The 19,300-nt window shown below is 51.4% G+C and carries 17 protein-coding genes; 5 read left to right on the top strand and 12 right to left on the bottom strand.

Annotated elements, in window-relative coordinates; translation table 11 throughout:
* Window positions 1–90 precede the first annotated feature (90 nt).
* From DBW_RS01715 to DBW_RS01700, 4 genes are all read right to left on the bottom strand, one after another.
* Window positions 91–1,305 (bottom strand): IS256 family transposase, encoded by a 1,215-nt coding sequence (locus DBW_RS01715; protein ID WP_066722594.1) that lies wholly within the window; start codon window positions 1,303–1,305, stop codon window positions 91–93.
* 61 nt (window positions 1,306–1,366) lie between these two features.
* On the bottom strand, window positions 1,367–1,582 hold the full coding sequence (locus DBW_RS01710) for a hypothetical protein (protein ID WP_066723328.1): 216 nt from the start codon (window positions 1,580–1,582) through the stop codon (window positions 1,367–1,369).
* A 162-nt stretch (window positions 1,583–1,744) separates the two neighbouring features.
* Window positions 1,745–2,035 carry a hypothetical protein gene (locus tag DBW_RS01705; RefSeq protein WP_066723325.1) on the bottom strand — a complete coding sequence of 97 codons (291 nt, stop codon included), beginning with the start codon at window positions 2,033–2,035 and terminating at the stop codon, window positions 1,745–1,747.
* Window positions 2,022–4,022: a hypothetical protein gene (locus DBW_RS01700; protein WP_197463705.1), complete on the bottom strand. Its 2,001-nt coding sequence runs from the start codon at window positions 4,020–4,022 to the stop codon at window positions 2,022–2,024. The genes DBW_RS01705 and DBW_RS01700 overlap by 14 nt, the downstream gene beginning before the upstream one ends.
* 115 nt (window positions 4,023–4,137) lie before the next feature.
* Here DBW_RS01700 and DBW_RS01695 point away from each other — a divergent pair, with 115 nt between their 5' ends.
* On the top strand, window positions 4,138–5,094 hold the full coding sequence (locus DBW_RS01695) for an IS1595 family transposase (RefSeq protein ID WP_066723323.1): 957 nt from the start codon (window positions 4,138–4,140) through the stop codon (window positions 5,092–5,094).
* A 208-nt stretch (window positions 5,095–5,302) separates the two neighbouring features.
* Here DBW_RS01695 and DBW_RS18000 read toward each other — a convergent pair whose 3' ends face one another.
* The 5 genes from DBW_RS18000 to DBW_RS01675 form a co-directional block, all read right to left on the bottom strand.
* Complete coding sequence (locus DBW_RS18000) at window positions 5,303–5,680, bottom strand: BrnT family toxin (RefSeq protein WP_082820129.1); 378 nt, start codon at window positions 5,678–5,680, stop codon at window positions 5,303–5,305.
* Between the two features lie 118 nt (window positions 5,681–5,798).
* Window positions 5,799–6,443, bottom strand: coding sequence for a thermonuclease family protein (locus DBW_RS01690; RefSeq protein WP_066723320.1), 645 nt, complete (start codon window positions 6,441–6,443; stop codon window positions 5,799–5,801).
* A 2-nt stretch (window positions 6,444–6,445) separates the two neighbouring features.
* Complete coding sequence (locus DBW_RS01685) at window positions 6,446–7,258, bottom strand: restriction endonuclease (RefSeq protein WP_066723318.1); 813 nt, start codon at window positions 7,256–7,258, stop codon at window positions 6,446–6,448.
* Between the two features lie 117 nt (window positions 7,259–7,375).
* Entirely contained in the window at window positions 7,376–8,359 is a 984-nt protein-coding gene (locus DBW_RS01680; protein ID WP_066723317.1) for a tyrosine-type recombinase/integrase, read from the bottom strand.
* Window positions 8,360–8,362: 3 nt separating this feature from the next.
* Window positions 8,363–9,268, bottom strand: a complete 906-nt coding sequence (locus tag DBW_RS01675) for a hypothetical protein (RefSeq protein WP_066723315.1) — start codon at window positions 9,266–9,268, stop codon at window positions 8,363–8,365.
* A gap of 193 nt (window positions 9,269–9,461) precedes the next feature.
* Between DBW_RS01675 and tnpA the strand changes: the two genes are divergently transcribed.
* Complete coding sequence (gene tnpA / locus DBW_RS01670) at window positions 9,462–9,899, top strand: IS200/IS605 family transposase (protein ID WP_066723312.1); 438 nt, start codon at window positions 9,462–9,464, stop codon at window positions 9,897–9,899.
* 307 nt (window positions 9,900–10,206) lie between these two features.
* On the opposite strand, the gene DBW_RS01665 is transcribed toward tnpA, so the two are convergent.
* Genes DBW_RS01665 through DBW_RS18355 form a run of 3 tightly spaced genes read right to left on the bottom strand, consistent with a single transcriptional unit; the run spans window position 10,207 to window position 11,265 of the window.
* Entirely contained in the window at window positions 10,207–10,635 is a 429-nt protein-coding gene (locus tag DBW_RS01665) for a DUF7673 family protein (RefSeq protein WP_197463704.1), read from the bottom strand.
* A gap of 20 nt (window positions 10,636–10,655) precedes the next feature.
* A complete protein-coding gene (locus DBW_RS01660) occupies window positions 10,656–10,937 on the bottom strand; it encodes a hypothetical protein (RefSeq protein WP_066723309.1) in 282 nt (93 codons plus the stop codon).
* A 28-nt stretch (window positions 10,938–10,965) separates the two neighbouring features.
* Entirely contained in the window at window positions 10,966–11,265 is a 300-nt protein-coding gene (locus DBW_RS18355; protein WP_157471694.1) for a hypothetical protein, read from the bottom strand.
* Between the two features lie 381 nt (window positions 11,266–11,646).
* Here DBW_RS18355 and DBW_RS17995 point away from each other — a divergent pair, with 381 nt between their 5' ends.
* The 3 genes from DBW_RS17995 (at window position 11,647) to DBW_RS01645 (ending at window position 19,297) form a co-directional block, all read left to right on the top strand.
* A complete protein-coding gene (locus DBW_RS17995; RefSeq protein ID WP_082820128.1) occupies window positions 11,647–11,976 on the top strand; it encodes a type II toxin-antitoxin system RelE/ParE family toxin in 330 nt (109 codons plus the stop codon).
* Window positions 11,969–13,075 carry an ImmA/IrrE family metallo-endopeptidase gene (locus tag DBW_RS17990; RefSeq protein WP_082820127.1) on the top strand — a complete coding sequence of 369 codons (1,107 nt, stop codon included), beginning with the start codon at window positions 11,969–11,971 and terminating at the stop codon, window positions 13,073–13,075. The genes DBW_RS17995 and DBW_RS17990 overlap by 8 nt, the downstream gene beginning before the upstream one ends.
* Before the next feature lie 252 nt (window positions 13,076–13,327).
* Window positions 13,328–19,297 (top strand): ATP-binding protein, encoded by a 5,970-nt coding sequence (locus DBW_RS01645; protein WP_082820126.1) that lies wholly within the window; start codon window positions 13,328–13,330, stop codon window positions 19,295–19,297.
* Window positions 19,298–19,300 lie beyond the last annotated feature (3 nt).

Below are 19,300 nucleotides of genomic sequence, written 5' to 3'. Positions count from 1 at the left end.
AATCAGGGACATCAACGGTTGATCCACATAATTCCAGATGCAGGATCGGCGGTGTAAATCAGTTTGTGTAAATGGCTTGGGTTTTTGTCGTCAGTAAACCGGCAACCTGCCTTCGAACAAGATAGAGAACTGGTTGAGGGCGGCCTTCCAGTCCCGAATCGGCAGGGTCCATTTCTTGGCGATATTGTTTAGCGCCAGGTAGAGCAGTTTGAACATGGCTGCGTCGTTGGGGAATGAGCCCCGGTTCTTGGTGACCTTGCGCAGCGACATGTTTAGCGATTCGATCGCATTGGTGGTGTAGATCACCTTGCGAATCTCCGCCGGGTAGGCGAAAAACGGGGTGATTCTCTCCCAGTTGCGCCGCCAGGACTGGCCGATGGAGGGGTGGGTTTTATCCCACTTCGCTTCGAACTCCGTCAGGTTCATTTCGGCCTGCTCGGCCGTCGCGGCCTGGTAAATGGACTTCAGATCGGCCGCCACTTCCTTGCGCTGTTTCCAGGAGACGTAGCGGAGAGAATGGCGCACCATGTGAACGAGGCAGAGCTGGACCTGGGTGCGAGGAAAGACTGCTTCGATGGCCTCGGGGAAACCTTTGAGCCCGTCCACGCAGGCGATGAAGATGTCTTCGACACCCCGGTTTTTCAACTCGGTCACCACCTGTAGCCAGAACTTGGCGCCCTCGTTCTCGGCCACCCACATGCCCAGGACCTCCTTGATGCCGTCCAGGGTGACGCCCAGGGCCAGGTAGACCGCTTTATTGCTGACGTGGCCGTTGTCCCGCACCTTGACCCGGACCGCGTCCATATAGACGATGGGATAGAGGGCGTCGAGCGGTCGGTTCTGCCAGATCTTGACCTCGTCCGCGACGGCATCGGTCACGCTGGAAATGAGGGCGGGAGAGACCTCGACGCCATAAATCTCTTCCAGATGCCCCTGGATCTCCCGGGTCGTCATCCCCCGGGCGTAGAGGGAGATGATCTTGCCGTCGAAGCCGGCGAAGCGGGTCTGGCCCTTGGGAATGATGAGCGGCTCGAAGCTGCTGTCCCGGTCACGCGGAACCTCGATCGGCAGTTTGCCGAATTCGCCCTTGATGGTTTTGGCCGACTTGCCATTGCGGGCATTGCCGCCTTTCGTGGCCACGGGAGCATGCTTCTCGTGCCCCAGGTGTTGGGTCAATTCCGCTTCCAAAGCTCGTTCCAGAAGGGCCTTGGTGAGCTGTTTAAGCAAGCCGGTTTCGCCGATCAGGTCTTCGGGCTTCTTGTAGTCGGCAAGCAGACGGTCCAGCAGATCTTTTTCGATGGCCATGGGGGCTCCTTAGAGGGTGGGGTCCCGGTGTACCCCTGAATGGCCATTTACACAATCTTTTTTACACCCTCGCAGGATCGGCTGGGTCAGTATTCTTATCCCATTCTTTTTGATCCTCTTGGTCTGGCAGTATTTTCGGATCGTTACGTGGATCATAGATCACCCTTGCTCCATAGAAAATCGGAGCCTCAGCCATTGCCTTCTCAGCCGGGTCCTGAATAAAATCGTCGCCAAAACTGGGGAGTTTGAGTTTTTTCAGAAGATTAAGGATCGACATGAACGACCTCCTTTCAATATGTGGCAGAATGTTTTCTTCTTACCTTATACATAGGGGAATGGGGAAGTTCAGGCAGAATAGACGATTTTAGCCAATTTTGCTTCTGCTGCTCACCATAGCTATTGATGGACAGTGTGGACCATCAGTTTTGGAAAACAGGCATTAATCCTTCACCAATCCATAGCCTTTCATCTCTCCACGCACCTCTTGAATCTCGCGGTTTAGTTGAGTGATATACTCGTTGGCCACCTGGGAGAACAGGTCCTGACCGATATCTTCCAACTCAATTTGAAACGCACCTTCCTTGATTCGAACGATCAGCTTATTGAAGGCGCTCTTGACCTCATTTGGTTTGTCCTCAGAAATAGGGATTTTAATCTCTTCGTCCCGGATTAGGAGCTTGATGAAGTGCTTCTCTTCATGAACCACCACCTTTGCCTTAATTGTTTCCATATATTTTGCCTCGCTCTCCAAATGCTTCTTCACCCCCCTCAAGGGTTCTCATGCTTATCTTCTTCCAATCAAGCCTGTCGTCTTCTCCATTCAGATTCACTAGATTGTTCGAAAAGGGATTTCCTGTGTAGGTGGTATAGCCGGATGGACCGTGGAGACGGTAAATGGAGCTGTAAGGTAGAGTGCGCACTGCAATATTTGCATCATGGGTCGAAATGAATACTTTCTTCCCTGCACGAGCACGCTCCTTAATCAATGGCACGATTACATCGTTGATATATTCGTTGCCTAGGCTCCGCTCAGGCTCATCAAGAATGTAGACCTCCTTGTCAGTCTCCAGTTCCTTTTGCAGCATAACCATCGACGCCTCTCCGCTCGACGGTGAGTATTGGCAGCCATTAAGTGCAAAATAACGTTTAAAGAGCAGCAGTTCGTAAACGGTCTCGATTTTCTCGATATCTTCTATCGCGTTGAGAGAAGCAATGTGCTGAAATAGATCATCTTCGTAAGAATTCTTAAGAATTTTGCGAACCACCTTTGCAAACGTTTTCTGCGGACCTTTATTGACGGCCTTCAGTTTATTGAGACCTCCATCGGTAATTGTTCCATCTTGGAACCTGAACTCAGTCCGTAGCTCCAACTCGCCTTTGTTCGATCCGAGGTTGCCCACAGCCTCCTTGAGCACTTGGATCTTTGTATCCAAGCTCTTAATGATCTCGGCAGCATTGGCCTCGATCCTCACGCGGTTAAGAGCATACTCGCGAAAACCCGTACTTGTAGGCTTAGCTGGTGATCCGGTCTTTCGTTCTACCTCAGTACGAAATTTCTCAATTACCGAATTCAGAAAACATATCTCTTTCCATCCTGAAAAGCCTTCCCATTCCCTAGTAATCATCCGGTCAAGAAGGTCCGAGAGGACATGAGTGATCTCTTCGATCTCAATCATGCTCAGTTCCTTCTTTACCGACGGATGCTCCCCCAAGAATGCAATAAAATCTTTTATCTTTTTTACGCCTTCATTAAATTCAACAAATTCTCGCTTGGCACCGCTTTCTTCTTCTGGTTCGATGTCTTTTAACTTAATTTTTTTCGCATTCTTATTTGTAGATTTTATCCGAAAAAAGATCTCGTATTTAGATAAGCTTGTGATGCCTACCTCTGACGCCCCCCTAAGCGCTTCAATTTCATCCTTGCAATAGTTTATGTCATACGAGTTGAGATTAAGAGAAAGATCTCGCCCCTTTGTATCAAAGATTTCATCAAGTTTGTCGCTTGCAGACTCATAGACCTTTGCATCTATACCGCTGTCAAGATAATGTTTGGCAATAGCCTTAAGAATGCAGGATTTGCCTGTTCCCTTCGGACCAAAAACAACGTTGATGTCGTTAAAGACTTTGAGTTTCAAGATGGTATCATCCCCAAACGGTATTAGCGTAAGGTCCTCTGAGATCTTCTTATCTAATATGGTATTGATTGTCGTTGGATCCTTTTCAAGCAGGAGACAGAAATGGTCGAAGCTCTCTATGGGAAGTCGGAGGTCCGGCAGGTCACGGGCTTGCTCTTCGTAAATTGACCAATCGTGAACGTCGGAACCATAGATTGACGCGTGCCCATGCGAAATGTAGATCCCAGCTGAAATCGAGTTGGTGACCTCCTTAATCACGCGTCCAGGGTTCGCGGTTCCTGAAATTAACTTTTCAAGCGCCTCATCAGATAAATTGGGTGTCTTTTGCTTATAATGTGTTACGTAAAGCGGCTTTAACACATCAAATTTTTCAAGAACCTGCTCGATGGTGGTTATGAAGCTATCTGGGGTGGAATCCTTGGTAATATCATCTACGATCCCGGAAAACGCTTTAGCCATTTTGGGCGATACAATCACTATCAAATGCCCGCGCATACCGTTTTCATCAACATCCAGTTCGACTCCTGGCCAAACTTGCGCATTGTCTTCTATTATTTCTAAGATTTCCTCAAATTGATCCAAATCGAAGGCATTATGATTCCTGATTAGGTCTGATTCTCAGCTATGACACATTCTGTCGCACAGGGAGCATAGAGTTTGGCCATGGAACTCATGAATAACAAGGAGGTTAGCATCCATGGCCATCAATCGTATCCAGTTCCAACCGGGGCTGAGCTTGGCTGATTTTCTCAAAGACTATGGTACGGAGGCCCAATGCGAGGCGATCCTTGAGCACTCGCGCTGGCCCCAAGGATTTGTCTGTCCAGCATGCGGTGCAAGCCGCGCGGTCCAGTTTCGGCGAGGACGGTCGAACATCTTCCAGTGCTGTCGCTGCCGCAAACAGATCTCGCTGATCTCCGGAACGATTTTCCATGGGAGCAATCTGCCGCTGACCCAGTGGTTTCTGGCCCTCTACTTCATGACACAAGGCAAGTCCGGCCTGTCGATGCTGGAGTTGAGACGAATGCTGGGTTTGAGCTACAAAGCGGCTTGGCGGCTCAAGCACAAGCTCATGCAGGCGATGTTCGAGCGCGAAGAGACAACGGTTCTGGCCCAGCGGGTCGAGATCGACGACGCCTACTTGGGCGGGGAACGCTCCGGCGGTAAGGTTGGTCGCGGTTCGGAGAACAAAGTTCCCTTCATTGCGGCAGTGGAGACCAGTCACGAGGGCCATCCGCTGCGAGCTGTTTTTAGCCGGGTGACGACCTTCAGCAGCCATGACGTTGATCAATGGGCCAAGAATCACTTGGCACCGACGGCGCTGGTCGTTTCTGATGGCCTGAATTGCTTCCGCGCCGTCACCAAGACTGGGTGCTACCATCAGCGAAAGGTGGTTGGTGATCAACGCAGAAGTACCGACATGGGCTGCTTCCACTGGATCAACACCATCCTGGGCAATCTTAAGACGGCCATGGCCGGAACGTATCATGCGTTTGACTTCGACAAATATGCGCATCGCTATCTGGCCGAGTTTCAGTACCGGTTCAACCGGCGGTTCGATCTGCGCAGCATGCTGCCAAGACTGCTGTTCGCCTGTGTCTCAATCGGCAAGCGGCCCGAGGCCTGGCTTCGCCGAGCTGAGAATTGGACCTAATCAGGTTATGATTTGTGATCGCAAAGATCCCGACCTCTGTTTTCTGAATCGTTTCGTAGAAATCTACGGGCGTGATTTCTCTTGTTGGAGCATCACCTGACTTGCACTTCTTCGTGTGGGTATGTATGTCGATTTTCATCTACCTGCCCCCCTACAAAACAGATTGGGACTGAGACGCGCAGTAGCTACCTCCCAGCATGTAGTCCTTTTATATGACCCCAATATAACCAGTGTGTTCTGAAAAAGTTCTGCATTCCGCTTCGTTCGCACGACGGAACGAAATAATTCTGACGGTCTCATCGTCCCGCATTGTCGTAACAAATAGGACAATCTTTCCACTATCATCAAGTCCCATATGCATGTGCCGAACTTCATCGTTCTCTAGGAAGGCGTCACTGGTCATAAATGGAGAAGATGGACCTGCTGGCAACAATAGGTTTTCAAAATAGTGCACTGCACTTTCTAGTGAATACCCGTGATTTTGACGATTCACCAACTCTTTGTCTTGGTCGTACTCGATTCGTGTACGACCAAAAATCAGACGAAATTCGTACTCGGGTATGCCTAGCTTCTTAGGAGAATCCATTTCGCCTCATTGGACTAATAATTCACAAAGCTTCTCTTGTATGGGAGGTAAAGGATTCTTACGACTCTGTTCTCAAAATTCCCGAACTTTCAGAAAATCTTCTTATCTTCGTCACATCTCACCGACACATCGACTCGCAAGGGATACCGTCACTATCCCGGTCAAGATTGAATAACCCACAATCCCTCAAGAAAAACATCGCCTCTTCGCAAGAGATCATTTCCTTACAGTATTGTTTCTGGCCACATTCTCTGGCCTTTCCTGGAAAACTCTGAGCAGGCTCTCCGGGAGAGGAGACGTTCTTTACCCCATGCCGCCACTCCCAGGGTGGCACTGGATCAGGGACCGCCCAAAGGCCACGATGGGCGGCCCGAGCTTCCGATTCCAGCAGACCGAGGGTTGTATCTGAGCTGTATTTCTGATACCACCAGGCGTAGCCGGCACGAACCAATTCTCGATTCAAACTTTTTCCGCCCGGCAAGATAACTTCTCCTACAGTCCTTCCATAGCGATCAGTGGTTTCAATTTTCACCGTAACGACCTTCTGCGCAGCCAAGTCCAGGGTGAACCGTTTGGCAGCCTGGCCGAATGCCTGCTTTTTTTCAGGGCAGTCGATCCCGGCGAGCCTGATTTTTTCAGCATGCCCGTCGTGCATCACCTGAATCGTGTCCCCATCTGACACCTTGACAACCTTGCCCGAGAAGGACAAAGCGAACACTGGGGAGGTGGAGAGGAAAAGCAGCAATATCGCCAGGAGTCGCATCGCTAGCTCTCCAGAGGCAAAACTGTCTTGCAATTCGGATAACCCGAACAACCCCAGAAGGTTTTTCCAGCGTGCTGGCCTTTTCGCGCCACCCGCTTCAGCATCTCTTGGCCGCACTTGGGGCAAACTTTTACGGGTTGGCTCTGGGATTGCTGCTGGACTGAGGGTTGTTCTGTTCCTGTTGACTTCGTGGTTTGAACCTCGCACACCATCTGAGCCAGCTTCGCGCCGTCGACAAGCTCCAGTCTTTTTCCCTGTGCAAAAGATCTTGCCTCCCCAGTAAAAACACCACTGGTGATTACAATTCCCCGGGTAGCCCTTTCCGCCGCCATAACACCATAAAGCTCACGGATGACCTTTACGCCGATCTTATAGGACTTCCAATGTTTGCATTGAACCAAGACCCGTTCGTCTCCACGTTTCAAACGGATATCGACTCCACCATCCGCTCCTCCCATGGTGTTTTCGAGAACCTGGTAGCCCTTGCGCCGGTAAGCTTCTGCGACCAGCTCTTCAAATTCTTTCCAGGAGAGCTGTCGTAGGGAATGAATGTCTGACTGGGAATCCAGCAAACGAGCTTTTCGTTTGCTGTTCAGGAAGGCGAGTAAGCCGATGAAACAGAAGAACAGGGCGACCCACGGGGCCAGAGAGCCGGCCAGGCCCGCCAAGCCGAAAAGAACTTTATGCTCCGAAAATTGCCGGGGGATAAAAACCCCGAGGAAGAGATAAGCACCGCCAGCGACAATGAAACTTAGCCACCAGGCGGAGCTGAGCAGTTCCACAATGAGTTTTTCGAACTCGGATTTGCGAGCCACATTCCCCTCCCAAACGAATGCAAATACTCAATTCATAGAATACTCACATTTTTTGATCAATTTTTCAATGTGATTACCGTCCAACATCGACAGGGAACGCCTTGCTCGAAGACATCCCTAACCGATCTTTACGGGTATCTCCCGGGTGTACCTGGCCTTGCCACGCTCGATTATGTGGGCATAGCCTGCCGAGGTGGCGATATTGCTATGCCCCAAGGTTTCCTGGACCGCCCGAACGTCGCGAGTCGCCTGGTAGAGAAGGGCTCCGCAGGTATGCCTCAGAGCGTGGCAGGACAGTCCCTCTCGTTTCAGTCCAGCTATCCGCAGGTAGTGGTCAACCACCTTGTTCACCCCGGTCCGGCTGATTCGACCCATGGCGGTTCCGCCCTTGCGGATCTGTACAAACAGCGGCTCACCTTGTTCGTCTCGCTCCACCGACCCCCTGGCGGTCAGATACTCCTGCAGCGCCCGGGCGGTGTCCTCTCTCGGATAGATAAACCGCTCCTTTCCCTTGCCGTGAACCAACAGGCGAAGACCTTCCAAATCGTTCCCGATATCGGAGACGCAGGCGCGAACGATCTCGACCCGGCGCAACCCCTCAAGAGCCATCAGGCCGATCATGGCTTTGTCTCGAAGTGACTTGATTTCAGAATCCTTCGGGACCGCCCGGAAAAGGAGCTCGGCTTCTCCGGCTGATAGGTATTTGATCTGCTCTTTCACCGGCCGCCGCTCCCGGGGAGCCCTCACATTGGCGGCCGGGTTGGACTCGAGAATTCCTCTGTCCACGGCGGACTGGTAGAACCTTCGGACGGTGGTGAGTTTCAGGGAGATCGTCGAGGATTTCGCTCCGGCCGCGATAAGGTCCTGCCGCCATCCCTTGATGTCCTCGACGGTCGCTTGTCTGGGATGGACTTGATTCTCACGACACCAGGTCAACCAGGCTTCAAAATTTCCCCGATAGGTTTTCAGAGTGTCGGAACAGGCATCCCCGTTCGCCACATCAAGGTGCAGCCAGTCGGCAACGAGATTCTCGATGTTCGAAATCGCGATTGCGCCTTGCTGGGCAGGGACGATAATCAGACTATTTACTTTCTCTTCCATATGTCAGATATCCAGTCTGACCCGGTACCGGGTCTTACCGACAACAGCCTCAGACGGTCCGACCCAGCAGGCATCAACCATAACTCGTTGTCCCTGCTTGTTCTTGAACCGTTCCGACTTCAATAGTCTCCAATGCCGCCGGCGTTCATGCGGGCGCTTGCCACTGACTCCATCTTCAGATGGCCGATCCAAATCCATTGTTTTGCGGATGGTCTCCGGCTTCAATGGAATGTAGCGGGGCCGGTCAGGACTGCGAGTGATTCGTCCCGCCTTGCACTTCCTTGGGTTGGCAGGAGACTTCTCGAAAATGAAATATTCCGGATCGCTGTTGATCAGCATCAATTCTTCGATGGAGGTGATGACATTTCCGATGATTCCCCGACAAGACTCTTCGGCCCCGGGCATAAATTTCAACTCCTGCATGGCCATGTCGGACTGGATTTCCCCGCGCCCGTTCACGATGACGATGCGATCGACGCAGGCGGAAGCCTGATAGTCCGTACTTCCCACAGGTAACTTCATTGAAAAAATGCGTCCCAGGGCGATCTGGTGAAGTCCCTCCTGCTTGGCCCAATGTCTCATTTCGGGATCGAGTTCAGACAAGCTCCCCTTGAAGGCCCCTGGATCGTCACTGCCTGCCAGGGAAAGAACATCGATGAAAGCTCTGGGCTCCGAAAGGCCCACTTGCTTTTCGGCCCCATCGAACAGGAAGGTGCAGGTTGCCTTGTCCTCGATGGCCGTTCGTGGAAATGGTAAAAAGAAGTGCTCCAAGTCATCCTGGCAAAACTTCCCCGGAGCGACGGCTTCATGCGCTCGAAATGGAAATTCAAACAACGCAGTTTGTTCGAGGTCCGGAACCAGGTCAGGAATATGCCGCTCGATGAAGCCAGCGAGTTTGTCAAAAAGCATCAACAGCCTCCTAAATCAAAATTTACCCGTCAGGGCAGTCTATAATTTTAATGTGACGTAGAAATCCACACCCTGTGGGTGTGGTGATGTGGGCTGGCTATGCCGGTCCCGCATGGGTATGGCTGAAAAAGCCGCTCACTGTTACCCTGTCTTTCGAGTTGTTGCCGCAACGTCGAAAAGAGAGGAGAAAACAGTGAGCAGCCGATTTCGAAAGTTATCACATACGATATGGCACTGCCAGTATCACATTGTCTGGGTCCCGAAGTATCGGTTTCGGATCTTGCGTGGGGCCGTGAAGTCAGCCGTAGAAAGTGGCATCCAGTCAATTTGTGGATATTCTGGGTGCGAAGTTGTTGAGCTAAACGTGCAACCGGACCATGTTCATCTGGTTGTGCTGGTGCCGCCCAAGAAGTCAATATCGGAATTGCTGGGCCGTTTGAAGGGGCAGATATCGATGAAGATATTTCAGCAGTTTCGAGAGCTTCGGAAGAAGCCCTATTGGGGCAATCATTTTTGGGCCAAAGGTTATTGTGTCGATACCGTTGGCCTTGATGCGGACATGATACGGAGGTATGTCCGCTATCAAGAAGAGAAGGAAAGACAACTGGAGCAACTGCAGTTGGTTGATTGATATCCACTTGCGGCACAACTCCTTAGCCCGCCCCCTCTGGGGGCCGGGCCATGCCCCCCTATGGGGGGCGACGACAAAGCCGCGTCCTTTGGGCGCGGATACTTTACAATCCGTTTTGGTACACAGAAGGTCCATTATGTACACCAAAACCGGTTGGTAAAAGCGGGCCGGTCGGCCCGCCGAATTCTCACTCGTTTATCCACAGGCGCTCTGGAAAAATCCCCTTCATCCTGTTGAAGGGGTCCCGCATCCCCCAGACGAGAAAAGCGCCTTGACCTCTTTGCCCATTATTTGAGCTTGCCCTTTCTCAACGCACCTCGGCGATGAGACCGGTCCCACCGCATTTGCCACACGAGGATCTCGTTTCCTGGTCATCGTCGTCATAATCGACAATGTATCCTCGGCCGTTGCAGGTGAAGCAGGTTTGCTTCCATCTGTTGCTGATATGGTACCGACGCCACCGGTCCCAGATTCGATGGAAGATCTCCCGTCCTCCGGTAATGAGGTTGTGGGGTTCGATCATCAATTCTTTCCGCCCACGGATGACATCGATCGCGGCCTGGTAGTATTTGCCGTCGAGCAGGCTCAACTCGGTGACATCCAGTTGCCACTCGTCTCCGTTGTAGGCGCTCAGAATAACCTGGGCGGCGGCCCGGCCACCCGATGTGTCGGTCTGGGCCAGACCCGTCAGGAGGCGGATGGCTTCTTCATACTCTTTTCGCACGATCGGTTTCATGGATAGCTCCTCAATCAATCTCACGGTTGATCCCGGTAGTAGTTGGTGCCTGAACCCCTCAGGATCACCGTGCCCTCGTCTGGCACAGGTGTCGGCTCCAAAGGGTTGGTCACAAATTGCCTGATGTTTGCCCCGGTCTTCGCCGGGAAGCCACTGGCTGCTTCCGATGACCCGCTCGTCAGGTAGGTCGAATTATCATGCTCTGGCGACATGCTCTTCCCTGTGAAGCTCCACCATCCGACCGCTACGCAGGCGATCAACAGCAAGTACTTGACCCAAGCAGGAACAACATTTGTCGACATGACATCCCTCTCCCGATTTTTCACCGCCTCAATGTTCGGTGGAGAACAGTTCCAATTGGGTCGAAGTTGAACTCAGACGGTAGACCCGAGAGCGGTTGGACTTGGTTTTGTTATGAACGATTTTGGAGAAAACTCTCTCTGCGTCCTCCCGTCCCCAGCGGAACCAGGCCTCCAATTGCCCACGTCCCCGAGCACTGCCGGAGGATTTCTCAATCACATAACCATCACGGATATGCAGAAGCCTGAGGCGATACCAGGCATGGCAGGCAGAATCCGCTTGCAAGAATACTTGCTGAAGAACTTCTGGCTGCCTATGGGATTGGTTCATCTCAAGCTCCACGAATGTGTGTTTTTCTGATAATGGGGAAGGGGGGAAGTTTGGATTGCTGGAGAAATGAAATATCTGCAGTTTGAAAGGATGTCCTACTTCGGCGGGGCCTATCTGTAGCACGACTCCCAGTACCAAAATTCTTTACTGAAGAGCTTTCCCTCGGTACATTATGAGCTTACCAAGACGAAATCTTAAAAAGGGGGGAGGAGACCAGGCGAGCCAGGAGGGGCACACCAAAGGTCATACCGTCTCAAAATTCTCCTCAAATTGACATGAAAGCGTTGGTTGCCACTCGGCCCAGAAATACGCCTGTGGGAACCTTTCTTTTCACATTGTCATTTACCTAATAGGTAAATGTGTGTAAAATGGTGTCATGCCTTGAAGATAAATTTTAAGAACAAGAAGGATCGCGAACTTTGCCAGAAGAAAGCGGTCGCTCAGAAAAGGCTAGGCGATGCCTGTGCTCGGAAGCTCAGAACGCGCCTTGATGACCTTGAAGCCGCTATTACCGTGACAGATCTGGTGGCAGGGAATCCCCATCCTTTGGTTGGGGACCGAGCTGGGCAGTTCGCAGTTGACCTTGCAGGCGGTTGGCGTCTTGTATTTTCACCGGATAATGAACCTTGCCCACGCCGCCAAGATGGATCGATTGATTGGTCGGAAGTGACCATCGTTTGTATTGAATACATTGGAGACTATCATGGCTAAGTTGGATACCCCGTTTGCACCTGACTGGGTTTCCCCACCTGGCGACACCATCCTCGATATCATCGAGGAACGTGGCTGGCCACAGACGGAACTAGCAACTCGTCTAGGCTACAGCACCAAGCACACGAACCAGCTCATCAAAGGAAAGGTTCCGCTTACCGAAGATGCGGCTGTCCGCCTTGAAAGAGTTTTAGGGGGCTCGGTTGGCTTCTGGTTAGCCCGAGAGGCAAAGTACCGTGAACGCTGCGTTCGCCTGGAAGCGGCACAAAAGGAAGCCGAGTGGATCTCTTGGCTTGATGAATTGCCGGTAAAACAGTTGATGGATGCTGGCGCTATCCCTAAGCAGCGTGTTGACAGGAAATCAAAACCTGATCTGGTCGAAAAATGTCTGCGCTTCTTTGGAGTGGCTTCGCCCGAAGAGTGGCGTGGCCATTATGCGGAAATGCAGTGTTCCTTCCGCCGCAGTCGAGCTGAGCAGAGCGATGTTGGCGCTATTTCTTCATGGTTGCGCATGGGTGAACAGCATGCAGAAAAACTGGACCCCCGAAAATATGATCGCAATCAATTCATAGAAGTACTGCCTCAAATTCGACAGCTGACCACTCTTCCTCCTGAAGAATTTGAGCCTCAGCTTCGAAATTACTTCAAACAAGCAGGCGTTTCCTTCGTCCTGGTTCCAGCTATCCCCAAAGCGCGTGTAAGTGGTGTGGCTCGTTGGCTGAACCCTCATCGCCCTCTTATTCAGCTTTCTTTGTATGGCAAGACCAATGATAAATTTTGGTTCACGCTCTTCCATGAAGCTGCCCATATTCTATTGCATTCCAAGGAGAAGAAATCCGTCTTCCTGGACGACCCAAACAAAGGCCATGCCGATAATCCTGAAGAGCATGAGGCCAATATATGGGCAGGAGACTTCCTTATTCCACCGGAATTCAAACCATATCTCCCCACTATAAAAAGCAAGGCAGCAGCATGTGACCTTGCTAGGCAAGCGGGTGTCCATCCCGGAATTGTTGTTGGGCGATTACAACATGACGGGTTGATAAAACCATCATGGATGAACGACTTGAAAGACAGTTTCCGTTTCGCTAAGAATTGAAAAACATCCCTGACCAAAGAGGGTAACTTCACACGAATCCTCGACATGTGTGCTTATTTTGACCAAAACCATCCGGGTGTTCTTACGGAAAATCATCCACCAATTATCATGGGAATTGGCGCCTCGGAGGCGGGCTCGCAGTGCAGGATTTCCGGGAGGGTGACTTGCTAGATAGCCAATACCAAGATCCTCTGATACCAAGAACCGCTGCCGCCGCTGAACTGTGGCCAGCGGTTTTAATTTTGTAACGACATGAATACAGATCGAAATCACAAAAGCAAATCGGCTGGCATTGGTGACCCATACTGGTATGAGTGGGGTATCGGTCTGCTCAAGGCAGTCGAGATGTTGAATCCAGATTCGGATATCGACGCCGTAGCGTTCCAAAAGGATGGCATCAAGGGATGGGACGATATTGTCATTCGGTTCAGTTCAGGCCATCAGGACTATTACCAAGTTAAGCATTCCCGGCCCCGATCGAATCTGACCTTCTCAGATCTCGTGTCCAAGGGCGAGAGCGGCACCTCACTTCTCGGTTCACTCTCGTCTGCATGGCACAAGATGGGACTTTGCGGAACGGACACATCCTGCATTCTCATCACAAATCGCAGCGCTGGTACAAGGTCAAGCAGATCAAAGAGTGGAACATTTTTCCCCCCGCTTGCACGTTTTATTGAACACCTCTCTGCAGAACTTGGCACGGTAACGTCACTTGAGGCCATCCGCATCCCAGATGAATGGGGAGATGCGTGGGACCTTTGGTTGACTGAAATGGGGGATATCGCGCCGGACGAAAAACTTCATTTCTTACGAGCAGTAACCATTTCAACTGAGGCCCCACAGCTCGACGAAATGCAGGATGGGCTTGCCTCATCGCTGTCCGCTACTTTGGGCATCACCAACTACCAAGCAGTACCACTTGTTCGGAATTTGCTATCAGCGCTTCTCCATTGGACAACGTCGCTACGCGGGACGAAGGAGTGGGTGACAGCAGAGGATGTACTGGAATCCCTCGCGGAATCGGAGCCGGATATTTTTGGGTACTGCGATGTGCCTACCCCAATGCCGTTTTTCCCTTCACGAGAGGCAGCAGTTGACGAAATCACCGATTTGCTGACGAGTAATTCAGAACACCAGATCGTATTTTTGGAAGCAGACCCTGGATCAGGGAAAACGAGTGTGGTCAGCCGTATAGTCAATCAAAGGGCTGACAATTACTCAAAGCTCATAGTGGACATCCGTTACTACGCTTACAGGCCGATAACCCCTGATTCGCCTGCTCTTTCTGCAGATGCAGATCGGTCCGCCTCATCGGAGTCTCTTTGGTATTCACTCCTCAGTCAAATACGCGAACGCTTGCGAGGCCGACTACTTCAGTTGCGAGTACCGGTCAGGAATCATTTCATCACGCCCGATCAAGCCAGGGACCATGTGTTGCGCCTTTCGTCTTTTCTTGCGCAGGAGAAGCATGCCCCATTTGTAATCGTCATTGATGGGATTGACCATGCCGCGCGAGCCCACCGTAAAGGGTTGCCATCGCTGATGCAGTCTCTGCCGGCACCAGAGGCCATACCAAAGGGCGTAAGAATTCTTATAGCTGGACAGCCCGCGACGGGATATCCAGAGTATCCCATCTGGCTTCGCTCCCGGCATGAGTTGGTGGCTTCAATAGGTCTTGGTCCGCTCGAGATTCAGGACACGCATCTCCTCCTCTCCAGTTCCACTACGAGAATACCTGCAGACGACTTGGAGCATGTCGCTCGTCTCATCCATGACATTGCCGGCGGCAACACGCTCGCTGCTGTCTTTTCAGTTGCGGAGGCTGAACGGTGTCAGACACTGGATGAACTCCAAGGAAGACTCACTAAGAGGCAACTGCATTCCGGAGTACATGCATACTACCAAGCTATATGGACGGCCGCCATCCCAGCATCGCCAACCGGAATCTCCCTATATCTTTCCGCTGTCCTATGCATTCTAAAAGAGCGAATCACAGGGACGATTATGCACCAAGCTTTTCCCGCATGGGGAAAGCCGGCACCAGAGTGGGATGCCATTCTTTCCTCACTGGAGCCTCTGGTGGTCCATGATGAAGGAGGATTTCGCGTACGACACAACGATATCAGGGTCTTTCTGGAAAGGGAGTTGAGCACGGACGACGCAGCATTGCGTTCCGTCGCATCGTTGCTGGCAGATTACTACATGAGTCCCTCAGCGGACCCCTACTTCAGGCAAGAAAGCCTTTTTAATCTTCTACAAATTGCGGATAGAGATACGGAGAAGGCTCGCATCTTTAATCCCGCCTGGGTGCTAGATGCCGCAGCATACGGCCGAAATTTATCCTCAATCCAGACGGAAGCAGAAGAAGCCTTCCGGGCTATTCCTGACTTGAAGGATTGGGATGCCGCCCTTTCAGTGGCATGTGGTGGAATGACTCTCGCGAAGCTCTCGGATTGTGTTGATTCGAACCCTGATCTATTGGTACGCACAGACACGCCACTGGTTTCTTTGCCTCAATGCGTTGAAACTGAACGCTTTGTGCTACCGCTCAGTCGTTGGGATGACGGCACCGTCCGTCAGGTTTTGAGTGATGCCAGAATGCTCGCCGAAAAAGCGGATATTAACCGTGCAAGAGGGTTGATTGAACATTGGTTCTCGGGGATTTCACCGATGGCCATGGTTGCCAGTGTATCAGGCATGACCGACTATCATGAAATCCATGAGAGCACAACTCTTGCTGTGGGCGTGGATGCCCTATTGGAAGACTGGGGAGACCTAGCCTTCAGATTAGAAATTCTGACAGACCGGGGAGACCCCAACGACTATATTGGCTCCGAAGCAACCTGTCTTTTCGAGAAAGGATGGGTGTCCGCTTGTGTTGCATCGTCAGAACAAGAGGAAGTAGCATTTGCATCCCTGATGGAATTCAATCCCCTCTACCTGCGTACCTTCGAGGTAGCCCTAGAGGAAGCCTCCAAGAAAGGAATGTGGAACCTTGTCGGTAGGCTTCTACAAGTGATTTTCGAGGATAGGGGCAGACTGCATCTGGATTTCCGTATCAAAGCGGCATATTGGGCATTGAAGGCCCTTGGGGAGGATGGCGCAAAGGATTGGCTTGAAGTCATCCAAATGGCAAGGACCGGGCAATGCGCTGACCGTCGCATTGAGATGCCTTTGATGCTCTATGTGGCCAGGGTCATCGGTTGGGTCGAACCCCAGCGCGAGGCTTCTGGAATTGCCTCAGAGCTTGCCACGGCGATCATTTCTCAAAATAGGCATGTTCGCGACCAAAGATCTTTTCTGCTGCCGCTGAGGGCCGCAGCCATGAGCGGACTTATTGGTCGTATGCTCAGCAAAGGAAATCCAAGCGGCGCAGCTGCCTTGGTGCCTTCCCAGACCGTAAGGACTGTAATTGAGTTTATCTGGGAAGCTAGACACTCTCTGGATTTCCATGATTTCCGAGATTTGGCACTTAATCTGACATTCGCGCTCCTGGAGCAGTGTCAGGAGATCGGAAACACTCATGCCGAAATGGTTCTTTCGCTCAGCCTTTCAAGTGCAGAAAAATTTCCAGTGGACCAGCGTTTGCCTGTCCTTTGGGAAATTTTGCGCCGTGCTGGACATCGGGAGCTTTTGTACAACTGGGCGGAACATTGGATAGGTAAAAAAGGGGCCGTATGGTTCGGAACTGGTTATTCCGAACGTGTGGAAATCGTAGGCAAGCTGTCGCATTCAGCTCGTAAGGAAGGCTGGGATGAATTGGCTGCGACGGCCGAAACAAAGCTGCGTCATCACCTCATCGGGTATTCATCCCACAAGGATTATTCGTTCCAAGAAGCTCTAGATTGGTTTGAAGAATTAGCCCGCAGGGCCCCTATTGCTTGGTGTCAGGAAGGCATGCAATTGCTCGACATCTGCAGAGAGTGCGATGACCAAGGTGGAGATAATCGCCTCATCTCCTCGATCGAGGCTGAAATTGCGGCCGCAGCATTCCATTGCGGACCCAATAATGCTTGGGCCTTCTTTAACAGCATTGATCCGGAGACTGAAAGATACTGGCTTCAGACAGTTCGGAAAAACTTGATCGCAGCTATCAACCGGATAATCTCGGACGGGACAGTCACAGATAGTATCGACATGTTGACGCTATGGAGCTGTGCTGTGGGTTTGACGAGATGGTTCGATAAGTACCAGGTTCAACTTATAACAGAGCTTCGCGACAGCATCCTTGCCGCCGTCTCGTCCGAAGACAGAAAAAAACTTCACAAGCGGATGCAATCCCTAACGCCCGGGGAGGTTTTGCGGGAAGAGTACGAAAAGGATCGGCCGAGTCAGAGAACAAGGAACATCCGTGAAACGGCGACCATTAATTCCCCTGATGCTGGAGAGGCCGTCTCTAAACTGGCTCAACAGGTAGCGGGGGGGTATGAGCCTAGTTTGGTTGAGATAGGGCAGCTTGCCATTCAAATTGCGCGAGACAACCCAGAAAATCGCACAGAGTTGATGTATACGCTTTTAGGGCTTGTGGACGCAAATAGAAACTACGGCAGGAGATGGGGCTATTGGGAAGAGGAACCCCCACTGCGAGAACTGATTCCAGCCCTCCGGGAGTACGAGGTATGGGAGCTGATGCGAGCTGCGGTCAGGCCGATGGGTGAGGCTTTTTGGTTTCATTCGGGTTCATATAATGTTCATTTAATCTGCCTATTTCACGCGGCGGGCAAAGGGACGGAGGGTTTGAAGCGGGGGACTCAGTGTGTGCTTGCTATGCACCGACTGTGGTCGAGATTGCCGGAGAGTCAGAATGCCGAGGTAAGGGACCTTTCTGCTGACAATACAATTGAAACCTGGCCTCGTTTTGCAGCACTCGTTCTACTTCGCATGCTTACGGCTGACAGCGCTGAGACGGTCTCTGCAGCCCTTCGTGGACTCTCTGCTGTCGTGGAGACATCCCCAGAAATATTGCGCACCGTCTTGGACTATTGTAAAGCTCGGGAGCGATCATGGCTCCTGCTGGGGATGGAGATCTGGGCGGCGCGACATCCGGAGATAGTGGCTTCGACTCTCGAAGAGATATGGGCGCAAGACGATGGTGAACTTCGGACCAGAATACAGCTATGGTTATGCAAGCTGATGCTCTCCAAAGTTGCTGGCGGTGAGCAGCTTACAGCATCATTCATGCCCGCGCCCACAAGCAAATCTGAAGAACATAGCTCCATCATAACTAAGCCTCAGAAATTGCTGGAAATTAGTCCCATTTCGCAGGGAAGCACAAAGCTTGCGAACGTTTTCTCGGCAGCACGTACCTGGATTAGTCGAATGGCCACGATCACTGGGCACGATACAGAGGGGCTTGAGTCAAGAATTGCGGAAGCTATCATCTCCCAAGATCCTGCTGTGGATAAAATTGAAAAGCACAAAAATAGGGAGCATTTCGCCGCTGAGGATGGCGACATGATAATTACCGGCAGGGAAGATGGAATACTGGACAATGCTTTTACACGTGAATTGCGCAGGACTAATTGGAGTGAGGATGATGCCACAGATATTGCTGTTGCGCTTACCCACGGAGATGACCCCTGGGTTGTTCGGCAGTCACCACTTCCGTCACCAGCATCGTTCGACTGGCCTGAACAAAAAGAAGTGGAAGAGTGGATTGAATCAGGAACAAACAATAAAGGCATATTGAATCGTCTGAGACTGCTCGCAAGTGGATCCGATCTGCCAGATGGGAAAGTAGCACTCGGAAGTTGTCTCCGGTTGTTCACATCTCATTACGATTTCGAGATGCGGTACTGGCTTGACAATAATATTCTTGAAGGAGTTGCAGCAAAACATTCACCAACATGCCCATCAGGAAGGTGTTTCCAATTCTTTTTCCCTAATAGGTTTGAACCAAGGGCAGACAGTTCACCTCTTGTTTTTTTCTCTGGGTCTTTGCTCTTACTATCCTTCAGCACATTAGAATTAATCCCTGCTCGATTTCTCCAAGAGCGCCTAAAGTGGGAACCTTCTACTAAAAACCCACTCAAGTGGTATAAGGATGGTCGTTTAGTTGCCAAGTATGAAAGGTACCATGGCCCGTTGGATTATAATTGGAGTCGGAGGCACATGCGACAACCGACACTTTCTCGCTGGGTGGTAAGGGCCGAATCGTTAACCGATATCCCTCGCCTGACACCTCAGTGGAACCACATGGTACACCGCTTCTCGGAACGTTAGGGG

It is taken from the genome of Desulfuromonas sp. DDH964 (assembly GCF_001611275.1).
Lineage (GTDB): Bacteria > Desulfobacterota > Desulfuromonadia > Desulfuromonadales > DDH964 > DDH964.
Note: the sequence above shows the minus strand (reverse complement) of the source record. Positions and strands in the feature narration are given on the sequence as shown.